Origin of the sequence: Streptomyces sp. ISL-12 (assembly GCF_018614415.1) — a bacterium.
In the GTDB taxonomy this organism is placed as follows: domain Bacteria; phylum Actinomycetota; class Actinomycetes; order Streptomycetales; family Streptomycetaceae; genus Streptomyces.
Genome location: NZ_JAGGOO010000166.1, coordinates 1 through 16763, shown reverse-complemented (window position 1 = coordinate 16763; position 16763 = coordinate 1). Strand labels below are relative to the sequence as shown.

The following is a 16763-nucleotide window of genomic DNA, read 5'->3' as shown; positions in this document are numbered from 1 at the left end:
GATCGAGGGCGACCTGCTCGCCCCGCGCCTGGGCCTCACCCCCCGCGCCTGGTACGAACTCGCCCTCCGCGTCGACGTGGTGGTCCACTCGGCCGCCGCCACCAACTGGCACGTCCCGCCCGAGGAGATCGCCCGCACCAACACCGCCGGCACGGACACCGTGCTCGACCTCGCCGCCCGCGCCGACGCGCCGCTCTACCTGGTGAGCACCGCCTTCGTCGCCAACACGCCGTCCGACGAGGACCGGGAGCGCTTCCCGGGCGCCGCCGCCTACCTCGACTCCAAGGCCCGCGCCGAACAGCTGGCGCGCGACTCCGGCGTACCCGGCGCCATCGTCCGCCCCTCGGTCGTCATGGGCGACTCCGCCACCGGCCGGATCGCCGGACAGCAGGGCCTGACCAAGACAATCGGCGCGATGGTCCTCGGCCAGGTGCCCGTCCTGCCCGGCGCCCCCGAGGCACGGATCGACATGGTGCCGCAGGACTACGTCTCCCGCGCCATCGGCGGCCTCGTCCGCGGCGGCGTCGGCAGCGGCGAGTACTGGCTCACCGCCGGCAAGGAGGCGGTCGAACTGCGGGAGATCGCCGATATCTGTGCCGACTTCGCCGTGCGCATCGGGCTGCCCCGGCCGCCGCGCCCCCGGCTGATCCCGGTCGAGGCGGTGCACCGGCTGCTGCTGCCGATGCTGGAGGGCACCGCGCTCTCCGGCGCGGTCCGCCAGCGCTTCCGGTACTACGCGGAACTGCTGCTGGTCTTCCAGCGCGCGCTGCCCTTCGACAGCTCCCTCGGCGAACCGCACTGCGGCACCCGCCCGACCCACGCCGACATCCGCACCGCACTCGTCCGCAACCTGGAGAGCTGGTCCGAGGACCGGCCCGCCCCCCGGCGCCGACCCGCCGCGCAGACCCCCACGGAGGTGGCGTCATGACCGTATCGCCCCCGGCGCCCGGCACCGCGCCCGCCGTTGCCCACGCGGAGACCGACGAGGACGTCGTCGCCCTGTACCTCAAACACATCGGCTCCGGCCGCGCCGTCATGGGCCGGGTCATGGGCGGCATGGCCGAGATCCGCTCCGAGGGCCCCTGGATCCACGCCGACGACGGCCGCCGCTTCCTGAACTTCGGCGGCTACGGCGTCTTCCTGCTCGGCCACCGCCACCCCGCCGTCGTCGAAGCCGTCCACCGGCAGATCGACACCCACCCGCTGGCCAGCCGGGTCTTCCTGGAACCGGTCGCCGCCCGCGCCGCCCGCGCCCTCGCCGCCCACACCCCGCCCGGACTCGACCACGTCCACTTCGTCAACTCCGGCGCCGAGGCCACCGAGGCCGCCCTCAAGCTCGCCCGAGCCAACGGCCGCACCTCCGTCATCACCACCCGCAAGGGCTTCCACGGCAAGACCCTCGGCGCCCTCAGCGTCACCGCCAACGACACCTACCAGTCCCCGTTCCAGCCGCTGCTCCCCGACGTCACCCAGGTCGCCTACGACGACGCCGCCGACCTCGAACAGGCCCTGGCCGCCCGCCGCGACACCGCCTGCGTCGTCGTCGAACCCGTCCAGGGCGAGGGCGGCGTCCGCATCCCGCGCCCCGGCTACCTCACCCGCGTCGCAGAACTGTGCCGGACCTACGGCGCCCTCCTCGTCGTCGACGAGATCCAGACCGGCATGGGCCGGCTGGGCACCTGGTGGGGCGTCGACGCCGAGCAGGTCCGCCCGGACATCATGCTGGTCGGCAAGGGCCTCAGCGGCGGTGTCGTGCCCGTCGCCGCGATGGTCGCCACCGCCGAGACCTACGGCCCGTTCAGCCGCGACCCCTACCTGCACACCTCCACCTTCGGCGCCTCGCCGATCGCCTGCGCCGCCGCCCTCGCCACCGTGACCGCGATGGAACAGGAACACACCGTGGCCCGCGCGGACGCCCTCGGCGTACGCCTCCTGGCCGGCGTACGCGAGGTGTGCGCCCCCTACCAGGACGGCAGGGTGCGCGAGGTACGCGGCCGGGGCCTGCTGATCGGCATCGAGTTCGCCGAGGAACAGGCGGTCGGTGAACTCCTGCTGGAGATGATCGCCCGCGGCGTCCTCGTCAACCACTCCCTCAACTCCACCCGGGTGCTGCGCCTGACCCCGCCCGCCGTGGTGGACGACACCGCGCTCGACCTGTTCCTCACCACCTTCGCCGACGCCCTCGGCAGCACTTTCGCCCGTATGGCCGGGTGACCACCACCGCAGCAGTCCGGAAAGACGGGAAGGACCCCACCCCCCATGCCCCACGTGGTACTGCACGCCCTCGCCGACGCGGTGGACCCGGCCGAGGCCTACCGCCGCATCAGCGACTTCCGCCGCTACCCCGAGTTCACCGACACCGTCCGTGAGGTGAGCGTGGAGCCGCCGCTGCCCGACGGCTCCACGCTCTCCGACTGGACCGTCCTGTTCCGCGGCGGCCTGATGCGCTGGCGGGAGCGCGACACCTACGCCCCGGACACCCACAGCCTCGCCTTCGAGCAGATCACCGGCGACTTCCAGAGCTTCTCGGGAAGCTGGCGCTGCGAGCCGCACGGCCCCGGCACGCGCGTCGTCTTCACCGCCTCCTTCGACCTGGGCATCCCCACCCTCGCCGAGATCCTCGACCCGGTCGCCGCCTCCACCCTGCGCCACCTCATCGGCGAGATCGTCAAGGGCCTGCTGGGGGCGGAGGTGACCGATGAGAGCGCCGACACGTCCCGTGACTGACCGGGCGGCCCCGCCCCCGTTCCCGCCCGACGCCGAGCCGCTGTGCGAGGAACCGGGCCCGGGCGCCGCCCGCTGCCTGGGGCTGTACGCCAAGCTGGCCGCCGGGGTCACCGTGGTGACCGCGCGCGGCGAGGACGGGCCGCTGGGCATGACCGTCTCCGCCGTCACCTCGCTCTCCGCCCGGCCCCCGCTGCTCCTGGCCTGTCTGCGCGACGGCTCCCGCACCCTCGCCGCCGTCCGCTCCCGCCGCGCCTTCGCCGTACACCTGCTGCGCGAGGAACAGCGGGAACTGGCCGGCCGGTTCGCGTCCCCCACCACCACGGCCGCCGAACGGTTCGCGGGCACCGGCACCCGGCAGGTGCTCGGCGTGCCCGTCCTGGCCGGCGCGCTCGCCTGGTCGGTGTGCCTGACCGAGGACGTACGCCGCTACGGCGACCACCACCTCGTCGTCGGCCGGGTCGCGGCCGTGCACGTGGGCGGCGGCCGGCCGCTGCTGTGGCACGACCGCCGGTTCGGGGCCCTGACCGAACCGGCGCCGGACGGCACCGTATGAACGAGCGTATGAACGAGACCCCGTCCGGCACCCCGGCGGGCCGGCACCGGACGACCGGGCCCCCGGCCGGCACCCCCTGCTGGGACCCGGCCGAACTGCCGCCGCAGTTCCCGCTGCGCGGCGTGGTCACCGCGGACGTGGCCGTGGTCGGCGCGGGTCTCGCCGGGCTGTCCTGCGCCTACCACCTCGCCGAACGCGCCCCCGGCCTGGACATCGCCGTGGTCGACGCGCACGGCCCGGCCGCCGGGGCCAGCGGCCGGGGCACCGGCCTGCTCGGCCCCCGGGCCGGCCCGGCCGTCGACCGCGCGGTGCGCCGGTTCGGACCGGACACCGCGCGCCGGATGCACCAGGCCAGCGTCCGCGCCGTCCGCGACGTCCTCGACCTGTGCGCCCGGCTCGACGTGCCCTGCGGACTGCGGCCCGGCGAGCAGATCATGGCCGCCCGCTCACCGGCCGGCCTCGCGGCACTCGCCCGCCAGGCCCGCGCCTGCCGCCGGATCGGGCTGGACGTCCCCGTCCTGTCCGCCGCCGGCATCCGCGACCGGGTCGGCGTCCCCTACCCCGCCGGACTGCTGCACCGCCCCGCCGCCACCCTCGACCCGGCCGCCCTGACCTGCGCCCTGGCCCGCGCCTGCGCCGCCAAGGGCGTCCGGTTCTACGGCGACAGCCCGCTGCTGACGGTCCGCCCCGGCGAACTGGTCGGCCCCGAACTGATCTTCCCGTACGGCCGCCTCTACGCCGGCCAGGCCGTCCTCGCGGTCAACTCCGCCGCCCGGTCGGTGGGCCTGCCGGTCGGCACCGTCCTCCCGCTGGAGGTGTACGCCGTCGCCACCGCGCCGCTGAGCGCCCCCGCGTACGAGGCACTGGGCGGGAGCGCGGGGTACGCCGTGGTCGACGCCGTGCCCATGGCGCCGTACTACCGGCTGCTCCCCGACCGCGGTGTGGTGGCCGGCGGCGGCACCGTGACCGTCCCCACCGGGCTCGGCGCACCCCGGCTGCGGGCGGCCCGGGAACGCGCCTGGGCCTGGCTGGAGGGCTGGCTGCGCTCCCTCCACCCCGAGCTGGCCCGGGTCCGCGTCACCCACCGCTGGTCCGGCCGGATCGGCATGACCGGCGACGACCTGCCGGTGGTCGGGCCGGTCGACGGTTTCCCCGACGTCTGGTACATCGGCGGCTGCGGCGGACACGGCCTCGCCCTGTCCGTCGCGCACGGCGCGCACGTGGCCGCCGCCCTGCTCGGCGCCCCGGACCCCGGCGACCCGCTGCCCTGGCACCGTTCCCGGGCCCCCCGCCTGCCGGTGCGCGGCCCCCTGCGGAGCCTGCTGCGCGCCTACGTCGACACACGCGGCCGCGTCACGCGCCGCTCGTGCTGAGGGCCGCCCGGAAACGGCAGGCTGATCCCCGTACCCCCACCGAAAGGTTGACGATGCGACCGATGCGTTCCGGCCGAGGCACCGACGGCCCCCTGCCCCCCACCCTGCCCTTGGGGACAGTGGACCTCGCCTACCGCCTGGCCGCGCGCGGACGCCCGCTGCCCCTGCCGTTCGTGTTCGCCTTCGACGGCCCCGCGCCCTCGCTGGACTCGGTCCGCGCCCGCGTCGCCGAGCGCGCCCCGCGCATCCCCGCGCTCAACTACCGCCCCGCCGCGGGCGGCAGGGTGTTCCGGCGGACCGGCGGCCTCGCGGTCGAGCGGCACGTGCGGGAACTGCGGCTGCCCGACGACACCGACGGCACCGCGACCGGGCGGCTGCTGCTGTCCCGGCCCATGACCACCGGCGACGGGCCGCTGTGGGAGGTGTGGCTGGTGCACGGCGCGGCGGGCGGCCACGCCCTGTGCTACCGCACCGACCACACCGTCCAGGACGGCGTGGGCGCCGTCTACGCCGCCCGCGCCCTGCTCGACGACCGCCCCGGCGCCCAGCCCGCCGCGCGGCCCGGCGCCCGCCCGGCCCCGAGCGGCCTCGCCGGCGTCCTCGGCGACGTCGCGGCCGGCTTCGGCGCCCCCACCCCCAAGCCGGGCTTCGACGGGCCGGTCGGCGGCCGCAACGGCGTCTGCCACGCCACCGTCCCGCTGGCCCGGCTGCGCACCCTCGGCCGGGCGCACGGCGCCACCGTCAACGACGTGTACCTCGGGGCCCTCGCGCACGCCGTCCGCACCTGGCACCTGAAGGCCACCGGCACGGTCCACCCGCCGCTGCCGGTGGCGGTGCCGATGTCGGTCCGCGCACCGGGGGAGGAGCACGCCCCCGGCAACCGGATGGTCACCGCCCGGCTGCTGCTGCCCTGCGACGCGCCCACGCCGGCGGATGCGGTCCGCCGGGTGGCCGCGCGCACCCGGAGCCTGAAGGAGAGCCGCCGGCGCGACGCCTTCCGGGTACTGCTGGCCGCGACCCCCAGGGCGGCCGGCGCCCGGATCGGCCTGCGCCTGGTCAACGGCTCGGTCGTGGCCGGCCCCGCCAGCAGCGTCGGCTTCGGCGCCCCGCTGCGCCACCAGGGGGCGCGGTCGCGGTGGGCGGCCGTCTACTCCGGGCTGGCCTCCGGCATCCGCTGCCTGGTGACCCTGACCAGCCAGCACGACACCGCCTGCCTGACCGTCGTGCACGACGAGAACCTGCCCACCGCCGACCAACTGCCCGACCTGTGGCTCTCGTCGCTGCTCGAACTGGAGCGGACGTGACTCACTTCGGCGCGGCGAGCGTACCGGTGGTCAGGAAGACCGTCCGCGCGGCGGCCTCACCGAGCAGCGGCAGATACGGGGACAGCCGCCGCACCGCGTAGGGCAGGGTGAACAGGTCCGCCACCGCCGCCTCCCAGCCGTGCTCCGCCCACCAGCGCTCCGGCTCGGTGAGCTGCCACTGCCAGGCGATCCCGGTGGTGGCCAGGGCCTCCTGGAACGGTGCCGCGAACGAGGAGGCGGCTGCCTCGGCGTTGACGCACTCCGCGCCGAAGGTCGAACCCGGCGCGGAGAGTTCCGTCATGGTGGTGACCACGGACTCGGCGTCGCGCGGCGGCAGGTGGTAGAGGAGCGTCTCGGCCAGCCAGGCGGTGGGCCGCCCGGGGTCGAAGCCCGCGGCGACCAGGTCCCCGGCCCACGCCCCGGCGGGGTCCACGCCCACGGTGCCGCGCCGGCCGCAGGTGGGCGGGGCCGAGTCGAGCACCCGCTCCTTGAAGGCCGGCAGCGCCGGGTCCTCCACCTCGAAGACGTGCACGCCGCGCGGCCAGTCCAGCCGGAACGCCCGGGTGTCCAGACCGGCGCCCAGCAGCACCACCTGGCGGCATCCCGAGCGGGCGGCGGTCATCAGGTGCTCGTCGAAGAAACGGCTGCGCACCACGGCCCAGTCGGGCAGCAGCCGCTGCAACGGGCCGTCGCCCGGCGGCCCGCCCGGCGGAAACCCGGCCGCCCGCAGGAAGTCACCGGCCCACGGATCACGGACGTAGGGCGCCTCACGCCCGTACTCCGCGGCGTGGGCCGCCGCCGTCCACACGGCGACCTTGGACAGCCCCTCGGGCAGCGGCACACCTGCGGAGAGCGTGGGCCGTGCGGCGTCCGTCATGGATACCTCCGAATCGGTGGGTGTACGGGGCGGGTGTACGGGAGTCAGGGAGCGGCCGGTGCTCAGCGGGAGTGGCTGCGGCCCAGCAGATAGGCCATCGCGCCCAGCGCCAGCAGGCCGCCGGAGGGGCGGACGGGACGCTGGCCGCCCATCGCCGTGGGCGTCCGCGGCTCGTGCACGTTCAACGCGAACTGGCGGTTGGCGACGTCGGCGAGCACCCCGCGCACCTGCTCGGGGCTGGTGACCGCGGTGAGCAGCAGCTCCATCGAGTTGCGGGCGAACTGGTGGCGGCCGAGGAACTCCCGGCCCAGCGCGAGCAGGATGCGCGGCACCTCCCCCTGGAACACCTCCGGCAGGGTGATCTCGGGGGCCAGATGACGCACCGACCCGTCCAGGTTGGCGAAGGACTTGCCGAGCAGCGACACCGCCGGCGGCGACCCGATGCCCCGCCGGGACGCCTTGGCCAGCACCGTGGTCAGCGCCATCCCGAAGTTCATCTCCTCCAGGGAGAGATGGGAGACCTTGGGCACGAAGGCGGCCATGTCCGCGGCGAACGCGGGCATGTTGGCCCAGGAGGTCATCCGGCCCATCTCCGCCCAGTGCTGGGCGAGCCCCGCGCCGTCGTTCTGCGCCAGCGTCATGAACAGCGGCAGCAGCCGCAGGCTGGTACGGCGGTCCAGGCGGCCCACCATGCCCCAGTCGATCAGCGTCGCGGGCGCCCCGGGCGCGGCGAAGACGTTGCCCGCGTGCGGATCGGCGTGGAAGAAGCGGTGCACGAAGTACCCGTGGTACATGAAGCGCAGCAGGTCCTTGCCGATCTCGACGCGTTCGTCGTCGGCGAAGTGCGCCCGGTCGAGATGGCGCACGGAGACGCCGGCGGCCAGCGACTGGACCAGGACCTTGGGGCCGGCGTGCAGCACCCGGGGCACCTCCAGGGTGCGGAAGGCCCGTACGTGCTCGCGGGCCTCGTCCATGTTGCGGGCCTCGCCGGTGAAGTCCAGCTCCGGCTCCATCGCGTCGAAGACCGAGCCGAGCATCGCCTCGATGTCGATGACCTCGTTGAAGCGGGGCGCGACGCGGGCGACGATCCTGGCCGCCTTGCGCATCAGCGCCATGTCGGCGAGGACGCCCTCGCGGATGCCGGGCCGCTGGATCTTCACCACGGCCGGCCGGCCGCCGGGCAGCGTCACCCGGTAGACCTGGGCGAGGGAGGCGGCGCCGAGCGGCTTGACGGTGTCGATGTCGTCGAAGCGCAGCTTCCAGTCCGGGCCCAGGTCCCGCTCCAGGACCGGCTCGAACTCGGAGAACGGCTGGACGTCGACCTGGTCGTGCAGGTTCTGCAGTTCGTCACGGATGGACTGGGGGACCATGTCGGGCCGGGTGGAGAGCATCTGGCCCAGCTTCACGTAGAACGGGCCGAGGCTCTCCAGGGCCTGGCGCACCGCCTTGGCGCGCCGTTGTTCGCCCCCGGCGGCGTCCTCCGGTGCCCCCTGAAGGGCTTCGGCGGACGCCACCGGGGAGTGGGTGTCCCGCTTCCGGCGTCTGAGCCGGGTCGCCTGGCCGACCTCGTCGGCGACGAGACTCCCCAGGACCCTGACCACGAGACGCAGGCGGTCTCCGACGGCGGACGGCATGGTGCGTGTTCCTCCTCGATCGGCACGGTGGATCGGCACAGTGGATCGGCACGGCGGGATCGGCACGGTGGAGGCGACGACCGTCAGCCGGAGGGTTCCGGCGTGACCGGCGGAGCGGGACGGCGGGGTGCGGACGGGTCAGCGGTTGAGTGACTCACCGCCCCGGAAGCCCGGGAGCCCCGAGGCTGCGGTGAGGCCGGTGGCTCCGCTGAGGCCGGTGGCCCCGGTGGCCCCGGTGACTCCAGAGGCCGCCCCCGTGACCGCCGTGGCCCCCGGCAGGTTCGTGGCCCCGGTGACGCCCTTGGCGACATCCCCCGCCGCCTTGGCCGCGCCGGTCGCCACGGAGGCCGCCTGACCGGCCGTCGAGGCCAGCTGGCTGACGGGGTTGTTCTGCAGGACCTGCACGAGCTGTGTGATCATCTGGCCCAGCTGGGTGAGCTGGCCGGGCAGCGAGGCCATCGACGACATCAGGTCGCCCGCGCCGGCGGCGGCGTGCCCGGCCCCGCCGGCCAGTTGCCCCAGTCCGGCGAGGGCGCCCAACGGGTTGGCGGCCTGGGCCCCGGCGAGGGCCGCGAGCGGATTCTGGGCGGCGCCCGCGACGCCGGTGAGCGCGGCCAGGGGGTTGTGCGCGCCGCCCGCGCTCCCGGCGAGCGCGGCGAAGGGATTCGGCACGGCGCCCGCGGCCCCGGTGAGCGCCGCCAGGGGGTTGTGCGCGCCGCCCGCCAGGGCGAGGGGGTTCGCCAGGGCGCCCAGGGCGCTCGCCGGCAGCCCGGCCAGCGCGTCGACAGGGCTGCCGGAGCGGCCCGACTTGTCGTCCCGGTCGAGGAGGTCGTCGAACGCTTCCTTCCCGCTGTCGGCCATATCGCCGATGAGGTCCTTGATGATGTCCTGGATGCTCTTGGACATGAGAGGAGCTTCCTTTCCTTTTCCGCGGTGTACGCAGATGGGATGGCGGGCCCACGGCGGCGGATGTTTTCCGGAGCGTGGGACAGTTATCGTGCGCAGCCCTCCAGGGCCCTGGCGCACGCCGTTTTCAGGCGTGCTCGACCTCGGGTGAACGCGGCTTCCGCCGCTTTCACGGAAATATTGTGTATGCGGGCGAATTCCGCTGTGGAGATTCCCGCGGCACGGGCGAGTATGACCTCCTGCTCCCGGCCGCGCAGTTTTTCCGCCTGGCTCAGCAGCCATCTGCCGAAATCCTCGTCGCAGACGTCTTCCTCGGTGGTTTCGGGGAAGTCCAGGAGCGCCGCGCGCTGCAACAGCCTGCTGCGGCGCTCCATGTCGCGGTAGAAGTCGATACAGAGCCGAAGTGCCACGGACGTCAGAAAGGGGCCCAGCCTATTTCTGTCCAGCGTGGCATGTGCGGCTGCTCTGGCCATGGTTTCCTGAACACAGTCCTCGGCATCCTGAAAACTCGGCAGTCGGCGTCGAACCAACCGCATGAGGCGGTCCTGATGCTGGAAGATGTCTTCCCAGGAGCATGCAGCGGGCGATTGGCAAGTGGAATGTGGTGCCATTGTGGATTGCAGCCCGTTGTCTCTCGGATTTAGGCAGGGAAATCGGCGGCCGGATTTCTCGTCCGGCGGCCACGCGCCTTTCCTACCCGAGCGTTCCGGGCGGCAAACCAATGGTGTGGATGCGCTGTTCGGGTGTTCCGCAGAAATGATTTTCCGCGCTCAGTCCCGCGCTCAGTCCCGCGCTCAGTCCCGCGCCGGAGCCGTTCCGGGAGGCCGGCCGGCCGCCGAGCGCGGAGCGGGCCGCCGGGTCCAGTCCCGGTTCCAGTTGAACCACATGTCCCGCAGGGTTTGGTGCACCTGGGTGGCGCCCGAGCGCAGTTCGGTGGCGTACGTCTGGGCGGCCTCCTTGCCGACCATCCGCGCGCCCCCGGTGAAGTACGAACCCCGCACGTGCCGCGGCGAGCGGAACTTGCCCCACAGCAGGATCCTCATCAACGGCCAGAGCGTGAACACCCCGGCGGGACACCGGTCCTGGGGGTCGAGCGTGCCCCACACCTGTGGGCACAGCCCGCTCTGGCGCAGCAGCTCGTAGATGCGGTCGATGGTCCGCTCCTTGGTCCACTCGCCGTCCCGGTAGGCCAGCACGGCGTCCCGGGACTGCTCGAAAAGCCGCTCCACCCAGGGGTTGTCGACACCCTGGAGCCCTCGGTAGGGCGGCAGTTCCAGCGCGTCGAAGCAGGCGGCGTCGTGGGTTTTCTCGAAGGTGACGGCGGCCTGGTTCTGCGCGTTGGTGCCGTACAGCGTGGTGATGGTCCACACCCGGTTCCAGGCGTTCCACAGGTCGAAGTCGTCGAAGGAGATGTAACTGCACGACACCAGGTCGTCGTAGAACCGGAACATGCGCTTGGTCCAGTGCTCCAGGTACTGGAACCGGGCGGTGTCGAAGTCGTCCTGGCGCACCGCGTCGATGAGCCGGTGGCCGAGCGCGTTGAGGGACATCACCGTCACCGCGAGCCCGCTGGAGAACAGCGGATCGATGAAGTCACTGGCGTGCGGCAGCAGGCACCACCGGTCGCCGACCACCTGTTGCGAAGAGAACTGCGTCCGGTCGGTCGACACGTACGGCCGCACCGACCGCGCCCGCTCGAACTGCCGCGCCACGCTGGGGAACCGGCCGATGTGCTGCCAGAACTCCTCCTCGGCCGGCACCCCTTCGGGCCGCGGGTACGCGTCCAGGTCGAGGTTGATCCCGACGCTGCACAGCCCGCTGGTGCCGGCGGTGTGGTTGTCGAACGGGATGACCCAGAGCCAGCCGCCCTGGAACATGTGGTGCAGCGTGCCCTGGCTGAACGGGCTGGGCATGCCGTGCTGTTCGCGCGGCGGCGCCACGGTGTCGAAGGGCCGCACGTCCACCATGTGCGTGAAGATCGTGCGCGACCGGGTGCGGTACGGCGGCTCCTGCCGCAGCCCCAGCCGCTCGGGGAGCATCGCCCGCATCCCGCCGGCGTCCACCACGTAGGAGGCGCGGAAGCTGCCCTTGTCCCGGGTGACGAGAGTGGCGTGGTCCTCCTCGAACTTGACGTCCTCGACCATGGTGTGGGTGTGCGCGGTGACGCCGTAGGACACGGCGACGTGGAACATGTAGGCGTCCACGTCCTGGCGGAAGAAGTGCGAGTCGGGACCGAGCGGCGGGCCCCACGTGGGGTACTGGGTGCACTCCTCGGCCCGGGTGGGCTCGCCCTCCCGGTGGTAGACGAAGCTGAAGTTGCGCTTGACCCCGCAGTTGGACGAGACGTGCCGGCGCAGTGCCCCGTGGGTCGCCAGGTGCTCGATCTCGGGGACGTCGTAGCGGCGGGCCAGGACCCGCAGGCCGAAGGTGGTCTCGGGGACGGTGGACTCCCCGATGGCGAACCGGGGGTGCCCGCTGCCCTCCAGCAGCAGGGTGCGCACACCGTGCCGGGCGAGGATCGCCCCGAGCATCGTCCCGCCGATGCCGCCACCGACGATGGCGACATCGAAATCCCGCTGGTCCTCTTGCATGTCTACGGTCCTTTCGCGACGGGAGGAGCGAGTGGCCCGGCCCGGCGGTCACCGCGGGGCGGCATGCCGGGCCGGCAGCACCCGGCGCGGCCCGCAGGCCGCCACCCGGGCGCAGAAGGAGAGGGCGAACCAGGGGGTCGGGGCCAGTCCGGCGAGCAGCCGCCGCTCCCCGGGCACCCGCCGGTCACCGCGCCCGGTGACGTCCAGCCAGGCACCGAAGTGCAGCAGCCGGGCCTCGACCCCCGCGTCCGGCGCGGGGAACGGCCGCATGTGCTCGCGCACCGCCCGGGTCAGCGCCCGGCGACGCTCGTCGTCCACCTGCCGCCCGGCCAGGAACCGGTCGAGCAACTCGGCGCCGCGGGCGGTGAATCCGCCCCGGCCGAGCGGCGCGCGGCCCACCAGCCCGGTATCGTGGAACACGGCGGCCGCCAGCAGCCCGGCCCGGTCGTAACCGGTCCCGGCGGCCCGGGCCCGGGCGTCGGCCAACAGGAACGTCCGCAGGGAGTGCAGCGCCACGCCGGCCGGCAGCAGCCGGGACGCCTCCCGCAGGGCGGCGTCCGCCAGCGGATCGCCGAGCAGATCCGCCAGGGCCGGCCGGCCGAGCAGCGGCTGCCACGCCCGTGGCAGCGGCGGCGGGCCGGCCGCCTGACGGCCGGAACCGGGAACGTCGGGCCGTGCCGCCATGACCAACCCCCTTTGCCTGTGGCCCCGCTGATGCCTTCCTCACCTTTCTTTACGCTCGGGTTCCGCCCGCTCCCGCGTTCTCCCGGCCTTTGGCCGGTCTTCGCCCCTCGACGGTCGAACGCGGGTCCGTCCCGCCCAACAGGCGGCCACCACAGGCGAGTCGGGCCACGGCGGACACCCGTCGGCCGTTTCCGGCACGATGACGGAATCCGGCCATTCACCGGAACCGGGGGTGAAAAAAGCGGCGCGCGCGGCGCCCCGCACGCTCTGGCGCGCGTTCCGGCTCCTTTCCCGGCTCCTTTCTGGTGCATTAGCGCCGGACCCGAATTCCGGGCATTCTGCTTCCGTGATCGCCGTGCTCAATGTCCACGAACGCGCGCTGCCCGCCCCGCCGGGAACCGTGGGAACGCTCATCGACACCCTGGGCTCCCGGGACGACCGCCTCTGGCCGCCCGACTGGCCCCCCATCCGCTTCGAGGGGCCGCTGGCCGTCGGCGTCCCGGGCGGCCACGGCCCGGTGCGCTATGTGGTGAGCCACTACGTCCCCGGCCAGTGGGTGAGGTTCCGGTTCACCGGCCCCCGGGGCTTCGAGGGCTTCCACGAGTTCGGCGTCGAGCGCCTGGACGGCCGGCGGTCCGTGCTGCGCCACACCCTGGTCATGCGCCCGCGGGCCCTGCTGTGGCCGGTCTGGGCGCTCTTCTTCCGTCCGCTGCACGACACCGTCTTCCGGGAGTGCCTGGACCGCGCCGAACAGGCGCTCACCGGAAACGTGGCCCGCCCCGTCCGGTGGAGCCGGTACGTCCGACTGCTCCGCGCGGTGACCGCCCGCCTCGCCCCGCACCTCGCGACCGGTCCTTGTCAGGCACTCAATACACACCCGAAGGGGTGAGCCCTATACGCGCGTCCGGGGGAATTATTTCCCCCGGACGAGGGATCGTACGGAAAATCCCTGGACGGGAGACTGGGAAGCCGCCGGAGAAAACCGCCGGGCTCCTTCTCAGGATTGGACAAGCGTCGTGGGCTTTTCCACCCCCCGCATCCCCGGACTCAACACCGACGACTTCACCAAGGACATCACCGAACTGCCGCACCGGGTGACCGCTCTCACCGAGGTCGCCGGCGCCGCGGTCATCGCCGCCGTCGACGTCGAGGCGGGCGAGGACGACTGGGACGTGCCGCTGACCGGCGAGCACCCCCGCCCGGTGGTGCTCGTGCACGGCACGTTCGGCAACCGCGGCTACACCTGGTCCACGGCGGCCCCGGTGCTGCGGGAGCGCGGCTACCGCGTCTTCCGCCCCGACTACGGCAAGTACCTCAACCCGGTGATCTTCGGCCTCGGTGACATCAGGAAGTCGGCGGAGCAGCTACGGGACTTCGTCGACGAGGTACTGCGGCGCACCGGCGCCCAGCAGGTCGACATCGTCGGCTTCTCCCAGGGCGGCATGATGCCGCGCTACTACCTCAACAAGCTCGGCGGCGGCCCGAAGGTGCACAACTTCGTCGGCATCAGCCCCAGCAACCACGGCATCACCGCGCAGGGACTGATGAACCTCGCCCGGCAGATCCCCGGCGCGGTCCAGCTGGTCGAACAGGGCGTGGTCGCCATGACCGTTCCGGCCTGGCCGCAGCTCCAGCACGACCACGCCTTCCAGCGCGAACTCGCCGAGCTGGGCGAGACCACCGGCGGCGTCCGGCACACCGTCATCGCCACCGCCTACGACGACGTGGTCACCCCGTACACCTCCTGTGCCCTGGCGGAGACCGAGGGCCGGTACGTCCGCAACATCGTCCTCCAGGACATCGACCCGGACGACCGGACGCCGCACGTGAGCATGCCCTACAACGCGACGGTGCTGAGCGAGGTGCTCGCGGCCCTGGAGTCCTGACCCCGGCTGCCGTCGAGGAGGACGCGGGCCACCAGCGCGGGGTCGTCGTTCATCGGCACATGGCCGCAGCCGGGCAGCCGGACCAGCCGGGCCCGCGGGATCACCGTCTTGGCGCGGACGCCCTGCCGGGGTATGAGCAGCCGGTCCCGGGTGCCCCAGGCGACGGTGACGGGTATGCCGGGGACGTCGTCGGTGAAGCGGACCTCGCGGCCGGCCCGGAGCGTCGCGGCGAAGCTGTCGGCGTGGGCCAGCGCGAGGGTCTCGGCGACCACCGCTTCGGGGGAACGGCGCCCGGGGCGGGCGTATATCGTGCTGGTCAGGGCGGTGCGGCCGGCCGCGGTGCGGGACAGCCGCTCGACCAGCGGGAGCGGCAGCCGCCGGGCGCTCGCCCGCATGCCCGCCAGCACACCGAAGGCGTAGCGCCGTTCGGCCTCGGTCCAGAAGCCCGCCGGGGACAGGGCCGTGACCGACCGTACGCGGTTCTCGCGGCCGAGCTCCAGGGCCAGCAGGCCGCCCAGCGAGTTGCCCGCCACGTGCGGCCGGTCCAGGCCCAGTTCCGCGCAGAACGCGGTGAGCACGGCGGTCGTCGTCGGCAGGTCGTGCGGCAGGCCGTCCGGCAGTGCCGGGGAGGCGCCGAATCCGGGCAGGTCGAGGGCGATCACGTCACGCTCGACCGCCAGTATGCGCAGCACCGGGTCCCAGGCCTGCCGGTGGTGGCCGATGCCGTGCAGCAGGAGCAGCGGTTCGCCGCTGCCCACGCGCGCGTAGGACACGGTGACGGGGCGCGGGCCGTGCGGGGTGGGGGCCGTGAAGGAGAGGGTCGCGGACATGGGCACTCCTGGTCGTGGCGCGTCTGGGGAACGTGCGTAGACAGAGTGTCAGCAAAAGCTACCGACGGGTAGACCCGCGGCATGCATCCGGTATTGGTCTTGACCAAGGGTGAGGGCCGTCCTATGGTCGCAGAGAAGTGCAACAACCTTTAATAAACAAGGGCGTTAAAACGCCGCCGGACCACGGCGAGTGCGGAGGACAGGGTGGGGACCACGCAGCTGGAACCGGTACAGGAACCGAAGTACTGGCACTTGAGGACGGTACTCAGCGAGGCGCTGGACTCGGAGTTCTCCGTCGGCGAGATCCTGCCCAACGAGCGTGATCTCGCCGCCCGTTTCGGTGTCGCCCGCGCCACGCTCCGCCAGGCCCTGGAGCAGCTTGAACTGGAGGGCCGGCTCCAGCGTCGCCGCGGCGTCGGTACGACCGTGGCGCCGCCGCGCGTGGGCGTCGCCGTCGGCACCCGGGAGCAGGTCTGGCCCGGCATGGCCGACGACTCCTGGCAACCGCTCGACAGCACGCTGGTGACGCCGCCCGCGGCCGTCGCCGACGCCCTGGGCACCGACCGCGACGCGCCCGTGCACACCGTGCGCCGCTCCCGCGTCTCGCACGGCCAGCCGGTGGCGGCGGAACTCCTGCACGTCCCGCAGGCGTCCGTCCCCGGCCTCGGTGACGCCCCTGCCGGAGCGGCACGCGCGCGTGCCGTCCTGCGCGAACTCCACCGTCTGGAGCTGGCACACCAGGAGAGCTCCGTGGAACTGGGCTCCGCCCGGGCCGAGGAGGCCAGGGAGCTGGACCGGCTCCCGGGCGCCCCCGTCCTGGTGGTCACCACTCGCTACCTCACCGAGACCGGCACGGCGGCGCTCAGTGTCGCCACCTACCGGGCGGACACCTGCAGGCTGACGTTCGGCGACGCGGGGGACGTGCGGGTCCACGACGGGGTGGCGAGCGGGGTCGGCTGAGGCGAGGCGGGCGGGCGGTAGCCGGTCGATGAGGGGCCGGGCCGGGGGCGTTGCGGGGACCGTCGGGGACGGTGTGGCTCGGCCCTCGGCCCCCTGGAGAACGGAAACGGCGGCTTGCCCGGACGATCGGAGCCGGCGGCCAGCGGTGTGGGGGAGCCGGTCCCGGCTGAGCGGTGACCGGTTGGCGGCCGTGCGGTGATGCGCCTTGGCCGAGTGATGGCCGGTTGGAGTCTGTGAGGCGATCCGCCTCTGTGGAGCGGTGACCGGTTGGCGACTGTGCGGCGGCCAGCCGCGCCGTGCGGTGACCGGTTGCGACTATGTGGTGCCCCGCCTTGGCCCAGTGGTGACCGGTTGGCGGCTGTGCGGTGCCCCGCCTTGGCCGTGTGGTGGCCGGTCGGAGACCGTGCGGTGCCCCAGCTCGGCCGAGTGGTGGCCGGC

General features: G+C 73.6%; 16 protein-coding genes. 9 read left to right on the top strand and 7 right to left on the bottom strand.

Going from position 1 to position 16763, the window contains the following annotated elements:
- From J7I94_RS35280 to J7I94_RS35255, 6 genes are all read left to right on the top strand, one after another.
- On the top strand, nucleotides 1–928 hold a 928-nt coding region (locus tag J7I94_RS35280), incomplete at its 5' end, for an SDR family oxidoreductase (protein WP_215174009.1).
- The gene (locus J7I94_RS35275; protein ID WP_215174007.1) at nucleotides 925–2214 is read left to right on the top strand and encodes an aspartate aminotransferase family protein; all 1290 of its coding nucleotides are present in this window, start codon (nucleotides 925–927) and stop codon (nucleotides 2212–2214) included. The genes J7I94_RS35280 and J7I94_RS35275, both read left to right, overlap by 4 nt.
- A gap of 45 nt (nucleotides 2215–2259) precedes the next feature.
- Entirely contained in the window at nucleotides 2260–2727 is a 468-nt protein-coding gene (locus tag J7I94_RS35270) for an aromatase/cyclase (protein WP_215174005.1), read from the top strand.
- On the top strand, nucleotides 2699–3280 hold the full coding sequence (locus tag J7I94_RS35265) for a flavin reductase family protein (protein WP_215174003.1): 582 nt from the start codon (nucleotides 2699–2701) through the stop codon (nucleotides 3278–3280). The genes J7I94_RS35270 and J7I94_RS35265 overlap by 29 nt, the downstream gene beginning before the upstream one ends.
- Nucleotides 3281–3288: 8 nt before the next feature.
- Nucleotides 3289–4653 (top strand): FAD-binding oxidoreductase, encoded by a 1365-nt coding sequence (locus J7I94_RS35260; RefSeq protein ID WP_215174001.1) that lies wholly within the window; start codon nucleotides 3289–3291, stop codon nucleotides 4651–4653.
- Between the two features lie 62 nt (nucleotides 4654–4715).
- A complete protein-coding gene (locus J7I94_RS35255; RefSeq protein WP_215174000.1) occupies nucleotides 4716–5957 on the top strand; it encodes a wax ester/triacylglycerol synthase family O-acyltransferase in 1242 nt (413 codons plus the stop codon).
- Nucleotide 5958: 1 nt separating this feature from the next.
- Here J7I94_RS35255 and J7I94_RS35250 read toward each other — a convergent pair whose 3' ends face one another.
- The 6 genes from J7I94_RS35250 to J7I94_RS35225 all read right to left on the bottom strand — a co-directional run bounded on the left by J7I94_RS35250 (nucleotide 5959) and on the right by J7I94_RS35225 (nucleotide 12649).
- Nucleotides 5959–6834: an SAM-dependent methyltransferase gene (locus J7I94_RS35250; protein ID WP_215173997.1), complete on the bottom strand. Its 876-nt coding sequence runs from the start codon at nucleotides 6832–6834 to the stop codon at nucleotides 5959–5961.
- 62 nt (nucleotides 6835–6896) lie between these two features.
- The gene (locus J7I94_RS35245; protein ID WP_215173995.1) at nucleotides 6897–8468 is read right to left on the bottom strand and encodes an AarF/ABC1/UbiB kinase family protein; all 1572 of its coding nucleotides are present in this window, start codon (nucleotides 8466–8468) and stop codon (nucleotides 6897–6899) included.
- Between the two features lie 138 nt (nucleotides 8469–8606).
- The gene (locus J7I94_RS35240; RefSeq protein ID WP_215173994.1) at nucleotides 8607–9374 is read right to left on the bottom strand and encodes a hypothetical protein; all 768 of its coding nucleotides are present in this window, start codon (nucleotides 9372–9374) and stop codon (nucleotides 8607–8609) included.
- Between the two features lie 86 nt (nucleotides 9375–9460).
- On the bottom strand, nucleotides 9461–9985 hold the full coding sequence (locus J7I94_RS35235; protein WP_215173992.1) for an RNA polymerase sigma factor: 525 nt from the start codon (nucleotides 9983–9985) through the stop codon (nucleotides 9461–9463).
- Between the two features lie 183 nt (nucleotides 9986–10168).
- The gene (locus tag J7I94_RS35230; RefSeq protein WP_215173990.1) at nucleotides 10169–11965 is read right to left on the bottom strand and encodes an NAD(P)/FAD-dependent oxidoreductase; all 1797 of its coding nucleotides are present in this window, start codon (nucleotides 11963–11965) and stop codon (nucleotides 10169–10171) included.
- A 48-nt stretch (nucleotides 11966–12013) separates the two neighbouring features.
- On the bottom strand, nucleotides 12014–12649 hold the full coding sequence (locus tag J7I94_RS35225) for a hypothetical protein (protein ID WP_215173988.1): 636 nt from the start codon (nucleotides 12647–12649) through the stop codon (nucleotides 12014–12016).
- Nucleotides 12650–12998: 349 nt separating this feature from the next.
- Here J7I94_RS35225 and J7I94_RS35220 point away from each other — a divergent pair, with 349 nt between their 5' ends.
- Both J7I94_RS35220 and J7I94_RS35215 read left to right on the top strand, forming a co-directional pair.
- Nucleotides 12999–13538, top strand: coding sequence for an SRPBCC family protein (locus J7I94_RS35220; protein ID WP_215174010.1), 540 nt, complete (start codon nucleotides 12999–13001; stop codon nucleotides 13536–13538).
- A gap of 127 nt (nucleotides 13539–13665) precedes the next feature.
- Nucleotides 13666–14535, top strand: coding sequence for a triacylglycerol lipase (locus J7I94_RS35215; RefSeq protein WP_215173986.1), 870 nt, complete (start codon nucleotides 13666–13668; stop codon nucleotides 14533–14535).
- Here the strand turns inward: J7I94_RS35215 and J7I94_RS35210 are convergent.
- Nucleotides 14487–15365 (bottom strand): alpha/beta fold hydrolase, encoded by an 879-nt coding sequence (locus tag J7I94_RS35210; RefSeq protein WP_215173984.1) that lies wholly within the window; start codon nucleotides 15363–15365, stop codon nucleotides 14487–14489. The genes J7I94_RS35215 and J7I94_RS35210 overlap by 49 nt on opposite strands.
- Nucleotides 15366–15569: 204 nt before the next feature.
- Between J7I94_RS35210 and J7I94_RS35205 the strand changes: the two genes are divergently transcribed.
- Nucleotides 15570–16325 (top strand): GntR family transcriptional regulator, encoded by a 756-nt coding sequence (locus J7I94_RS35205; protein ID WP_215173982.1) that lies wholly within the window; start codon nucleotides 15570–15572, stop codon nucleotides 16323–16325.
- Nucleotides 16326–16763 lie beyond the last annotated feature (438 nt).

Coding starts and splice junctions, on each gene's coding strand:
- J7I94_RS35245 (WP_215173995.1), bottom strand. CDS start 8,468: ATGCCGTCCGCCGTCGGAGACCGCCTGCGTCTCGTGGTCAGGGTCCTG.
- J7I94_RS35210 (WP_215173984.1), bottom strand. CDS start 15,365: ATGTCCGCGACCCTCTCCTTCACGGCCCCCACCCCGCACGGCCCGCGC.
- J7I94_RS35265 (WP_215174003.1), top strand. CDS start 2,699: ATGAGAGCGCCGACACGTCCCGTGACTGACCGGGCGGCCCCGCCCCCG.
- J7I94_RS35225 (WP_215173988.1), bottom strand. CDS start 12,649: ATGGCGGCACGGCCCGACGTTCCCGGTTCCGGCCGTCAGGCGGCCGGC.
- J7I94_RS35230 (WP_215173990.1), bottom strand. CDS start 11,965: ATGCAAGAGGACCAGCGGGATTTCGATGTCGCCATCGTCGGTGGCGGC.
- J7I94_RS35275 (WP_215174007.1), top strand. CDS start 925: ATGACCGTATCGCCCCCGGCGCCCGGCACCGCGCCCGCCGTTGCCCAC.
- J7I94_RS35250 (WP_215173997.1), bottom strand. CDS start 6,834: ATGACGGACGCCGCACGGCCCACGCTCTCCGCAGGTGTGCCGCTGCCC.
- J7I94_RS35255 (WP_215174000.1), top strand. CDS start 4,716: ATGCGTTCCGGCCGAGGCACCGACGGCCCCCTGCCCCCCACCCTGCCC.
- J7I94_RS35260 (WP_215174001.1), top strand. CDS start 3,289: ATGAACGAGACCCCGTCCGGCACCCCGGCGGGCCGGCACCGGACGACC.
- J7I94_RS35235 (WP_215173992.1), bottom strand. CDS start 9,985: ATGGCACCACATTCCACTTGCCAATCGCCCGCTGCATGCTCCTGGGAA.
- J7I94_RS35270 (WP_215174005.1), top strand. CDS start 2,260: ATGCCCCACGTGGTACTGCACGCCCTCGCCGACGCGGTGGACCCGGCC.
- J7I94_RS35240 (WP_215173994.1), bottom strand. CDS start 9,374: ATGTCCAAGAGCATCCAGGACATCATCAAGGACCTCATCGGCGATATG.